This is a genomic window from Frankia sp. CcMO1 (genome assembly GCF_977945845.1).
In genome coordinates, this window is the sequence record NZ_CDWTMG010000297.1 from 1 (window position 1) to 5,059 (window position 5,059).

The 5,059-nt window shown below is 69.8% G+C and carries 3 protein-coding genes; 2 read left to right on the forward strand and 1 reads right to left on the reverse strand.

Annotated elements, in window-relative coordinates; genetic code table 11:
• Positions 1-2,227 (reverse strand): FxSxx-COOH system tetratricopeptide repeat protein (fxsT, locus tag AC08OU_RS22390; protein ID WP_476605710.1); only part of this gene is annotated, 2,227 nt, incomplete at its 3' end.
• A gap of 668 nt (positions 2,228-2,895) precedes the next feature.
• Between fxsT and AC08OU_RS22395 the strand changes: the two genes are divergently transcribed.
• Both AC08OU_RS22395 and AC08OU_RS22400 read left to right on the forward strand, forming a co-directional pair.
• A complete protein-coding gene (locus AC08OU_RS22395) occupies positions 2,896-4,047 on the forward strand; it encodes an nSTAND1 domain-containing NTPase (protein WP_476605711.1) in 1,152 nt (383 codons plus the stop codon).
• On the forward strand, positions 3,995-4,984 hold the full coding sequence (locus tag AC08OU_RS22400) for a tetratricopeptide repeat protein (RefSeq protein WP_476602055.1): 990 nt from the start codon (positions 3,995-3,997) through the stop codon (positions 4,982-4,984). Before AC08OU_RS22395 ends, AC08OU_RS22400 begins: the two co-directional genes overlap by 53 nt.
• The last annotated feature ends 75 nt before the right edge of the window (positions 4,985-5,059 follow it).

Below are 5,059 nucleotides of genomic sequence, written 5' to 3' on the forward strand. Positions count from 1 at the left end.
CAGATCCGAGTCTCTTCGTCAGGCCCGCGCGCGCATCCCTGAGCAGGCGTTCCGCCTCGTCGATCCGGCCGAGCTGGCGATGGATCAGGGCGAGGTTGAGGTCGCAGCCATAGGTATACGGATGGTCCGGGCCGAGGACGTCCCGGTAACGGCGAACGGTCTTCTCGATCCGAATGGTCGCCTCGTCCGGATCGCCGGCGACCCGCTGCGCGTTCCCGAGGTTGATCCCGGCGGCGAGGGTGTCCGGATGCTCCGACCCGAACTGCCGACTGTTGGTGTACCGGCCGTGCACCTCCTCGGCGAGTTCGAGGGCCTCGGTGAAGTCCCCGGCCTTCCGGCGAGCCACCGACAGGTCCTTCGCCTGGAGGAGAACATGCGCGTGGTCCTCCGGCAGGACGCGACGGTTGACGAGATCGCGGTAGAGCAGGAAGGCCTGCTCCGCCGTTCTCCTGGCCTCGAGATACTGCCCGGCCTGCCGCAGGTCGCGCGCGACCGTGGCGAGCGAGAAGACCACCTGCGGGGCGTCGTCACGGCCGAAGAGGTTACGCCGGTCGGTGAGGTTCTTCCGGTCCGTCTCGAGAGCTTCGGCGTAGGAGCTGGTCAGGCTGTAGTCGACCGCCAGGTTGTTGACGGCGTTGAACGTACGGTTGTCGTCGTCGCCGAAGACACGGCGGTGCAGGGCCACGGTACCCTCGTCGAGTTCACGGGCGGCCTGGAACTCGCCGCGCGCACGCAGGTCGGCGCCGTGACCGTTGAGGATGACGAGGGTCTCCTCGTGGTCCGCACCGAGTACCTCGGTGATGGCCTCCAACGTCGGGCGCCGGAGATCATAGGCTTCCCGGTACCGGCCCAGCGCCCACAGGATGTCCGCCTTGATGCCCTGCAGGATCAGGACGTCGGGGTCGCGACCCCCCGGTTCCTTGATCCATTGCTCCAGGGTGCGGTCGGCCTCGGCGAGTCCGGTGGTGAAGTCGCCGACGCCGTAAAGGTAGCCGACGATGTGTTCCACCAGCTGGCGGGTGGGCGCCGACCGCGCCAGGTAGACCTCGGACGGGAAGATGTGCGGAAGCAGCTTGTCGTACTGCGGCCAGGCTTCGGAGTCATCCGGCTCACCCGGGTCGGCCGCGACGAGCAGCTGGTGCACCTCGTCCCGCATGCGTTCCTGATCCTCGCGGGGCAGATCGTTGCGGATGAGCTTCTGCACGAGCCGGTGGACCTGCAGCGTCTTGCGGCTGTTGTCAATGCGGGCGAGGGCGTAGCGGCCGAGCTCCCGCATCGCCCGGCTCACCAGGAGGCGGTCCCGCATGGCGCTGCCGAATTCGGACCCGAGGATGTACTTGCCGCGGTCGAGGATCTCCAGGGAAATCGGCTCGGGGCCGAAGAACGCGCAGCGGCGCAGGAGCTCGAGGGCGAATGGCGCCTGCTCGCTGAGCCGGCTCACCGACAGGCTCCAGGCGGCCGCGACCGGCCTGGAGTAGTCCGACGGAGGGTTCTCCGCGAGCAGTTTCCCCGCCTCGGTGCGGAGCAGCTCGAGGTACTCCTTGACGTCCATCCCGGTCTCGAACTGCAGCGCGCCGGCCTGCTCCAGGGCCAGCGGCAGCTCGCCGAGTTCCTCGGCGAGCTGATCGGCGTCGGCATCGGCGATGCCGGGGACTCGGCGGTGGAGGAACTCGAGGCTCTCGCGCCGGGCGAAGACGTCGACCTCCAGCGTGTCGATCAGGCTCTCCCACCGCCGGTTGCGCGAGGTCACGAGCACGTGACCGGGGCCGTGCGGCATGAGGCTGTGGACCGTCTCCGGCTGGTCGGCGTTGTCGAAGATAAGCAGCCAACGCCGGTACGGCACGCCGCGGCGCAGCGCGTCCAGCACCGCGGAGACGGCCTCCTCGACCCGCAGCGGCCCGGCCTCCGCCAGACCCAGCCGCGGCGCCAGAGAGGCCAGATTGGAGCGGACCAGTAGCGGCTGGTCGGCGGGGATCCACCACACCAGGTCGTATTCCGCCTGATAGCGGTAGGCGTACTCGATCGCAAGGTGAGTCTTACCCACACCACCGAGACCCTGCAATGCATGCGGTAGCACGGCGGTGACGTCGAGACTGTCCGAGGTTACCCGCCTGCGCAGGTCCGCAAGCAGGCTGTCCCGGCCGGTGAAGTTCTTGTTCCGCTGGGGAACGTTGCCCCAGACTGTCGGAACTCCTCGACCCGGTCCGTGTTCCGGATCGACCTTCACCACCGAAGCCACTGCACCCCCGCATTCCGGGCGCGGTCGGCGACATCTCGGCGCCCGCGCCCCACCGAGTAAAAGATTCGATCCGGACGCGTGCTAATGCTACACCCCGACCCTATCGGAGAGGAGGGTCTCGCATCTCGGCCGTCGCCGGCCCGCCGCACCATCTCGCCACCCCAGCGGTTTCCTTGTCAGGGGTCAAGCGCCGGGGCCGGCGCGTCACCGCCGGGTCCGTCCGGCGGTGACGGCGACCACTGTCGCGATCGATCGACTGGCTTTCCGCGGGGGAGGAGCTCCGACGTTGTGGCATTCGCCGCGAGCGCATACTAGGTTGTTGTCCCGCGGAGCGCCGGCAGCGCACGACTGACGGCGGACGGGCGGTGCCGTCCTTTGCGGACTGAGTCCATGACCGACCGGCGGTACGCCTCCCGTGGGCGGGGGTCCGCTCGGCTCGGCGGTCGTGCGCGTCTCGCGGTGCACGGGAGGCGCTTTCGGGTGGTACGTCCGAACTCCGGCGACCCGGCGTCGGATATCATTCACGGGTACTGTCAGGGGTGCTGTCGATTCGCCGGGGAGAGGCTTTTTACTACCTTGTTTACCAGGATGGTCATTGCTTGTGAAGGAAGGCGGGGAAGACCTGACCCGACCAGCGATTCCGGGACGCGGGGGTAGTGGTGGTCACCGTACTTCCCCGCCATTATCCCTATGTCGGCCTCACGCCCTTTCAGGAGACCGACGCCGAATTTTTCTTCGGGCGCCGCGCCGCGGCGCACGCCCTGCTCGCGAAATGGCTTGAAAGTCGGCTGGTCGTCCTGCACGGGCCGGCCGGGGTCGGAAAAACGTCGTTGTTGCGGGCCGGCGTGCTGCCGAATCTGGTCTCGACGGACCCCGACGTGCTGCCGGTCGGTCGACTGGGCCCACCGGTCGGTCCGGACGCGGACGATGGCCTGGTCCGCTCGACCGGAAATCCCTACCTGGAGTCGTTGCTGCGATGTTGGGCGGGCGACGCCGACACCTGGTCGCTGGTGGACGCCATCCAGAGCAAGCGGCACGGTCACGGCGCCGCCGGTCGTGACCGTCAACTCGGCTCCGCGCGGCCGATCCTGGCCGCTGTGGACCAGTTCGAGGACTTCTTCGTACCCCACTCGCCGTATCTGGACCCGTTGCGCACCCAGTTCGTCGAAGTTCTCGGTGAGGCCGTGGCCGCCCTCCCGGACCTGCACCTGTTGCTGGTGATCCGGCGTAACCACCGGGCCGCGCTCGCGCCCTACGAGGACACCCTCGCCGGTGGCTCGACGATCGCCAGGGTCGCCGTCGGACCGTTGGACCGGCGCTCGGCAACTGCGGCGCTGACCGAACCGTTGCGGGCGGCGGGCCGACGCCTCCCGCCGGGTGTCGCCCAGGCCTGCGTCGACGGCCTTGTCACCAGCCGTGTGGTGGACGCTACCGGGACGGAGTCCGTTCTGGTCGCCAGCACGGTGCAGCCGGCGTACCTCCAGCTCGTGGCGACGGCCATCTGGCGCTCCCCGCTCGTCACCGCCGGACCCGCCACCGAACCCGCCGCCACCGAACCCGTCACCGGCGCCCAGCTGGCGGAGACCGGTGATGCGAGCATGATCCTCGGGGCGTATCTGACCCCAGGCGATCGTGGCCGTGGCCCGGGAACACGACCTCGACGACGGGGAGGTGCGCACCTGGCTGACCCGGACCTTCATCACCGAACGCGGCCGGCGGGGGGCCGTCGACGAGGGCATCGAGACGACCGCCGGGATGCCCACCGCCCTCCTCGACGCACTGGTCGAGCGATATGTCCTCGCCAGTGAATGGCGTTCGGGTTCCCGGCGGTTCGAGCTCTTCGACGATCGCCTTATCCCGCCGCTGCAGGAGGCCTTCCCGGACTGGTCCGTCGCGGGACGCTTGGCTGGTGCGGCTGGTGCGGCTGGTGCGGCCGATTTCCTCCAGGCCGCGCTGGTGAGCTTCGCCGACGGCGATGTCGTGGCCGCGCGCGGCCATGTCGACGAGGCGTTGCTCCGCAGCCCGGACGGCTCCCGGACGACGGCCCGGACATTGGCCCTGCGGGCCGAGCTCGATGAGGCGCAGGCCCGACCCGAGCAGGCGGAGCAGGGGTACCGTGAGGCCGCCGAACTCTACGAATCGCTGTCCGACACCGAGGGTTCGGGCCGTGCCCTGGCCGCCATCGGCCGGCTCCTGCTGCGCGGCGGTCAGTACGGCCGGGCCATCGAAGATTTTCAGGCCGCTTCCGCGCGGCTGCCGGCCGACTCCGGCGTCCAGGCCGACCTCGCCCGGGCGCTGTGGTACTCCGGCCAGCCCTGGGGGGCTGCCGCCATCTTCTCGACCGTGCTGACGATCGCTCCGGAATCGGAGGCCGCCCTTGCCGGGCGGGGACAGCTGCGGGTGGAACTGGGGGACGACGTTTCGGCGTTGGAGGATCTCGAGCGGGTGACACGGCTGGCTCCCGACGTCGCCGGCGTCACGGAAGTGCGGGCGACCCGCGCCCTGGCGCTGGCCCGGCTCGGCCGATCGAGGGAGGCATCCGACGAGACCGCGGCGGTCCTGGACGCGGCGCCGGACAGCGGCCCGGTCCTGTGGCGTGCCGCCGGTGTGGCGCGTGCCGCCGGCGAGGACACTCGAGCGGACGATCTGCTGCGGCGCGCGCTCGACGCACGCGATCCGGCGCTGCTCCCGCATCAACAGGAGCAGGTGCTCCGCTCGCTGCGCCGCTCGGGGGCCATGGCCTGACACCGGTATCGCAGCAGCGCGGCTGGGAGGTTGATCCAGGATGGCTCTAGGGCCTGTTTGGGAAGTTTATCGGGG

Bases quoted from the DNA above. Each gene is read 5' to 3' on its own strand.
- AC08OU_RS22400 (WP_476602055.1), top strand. From the start codon at position 3,995: ATGCCCACCGCCCTCCTCGACGCACTGGTCGAGCGATATGTCCTCGCC.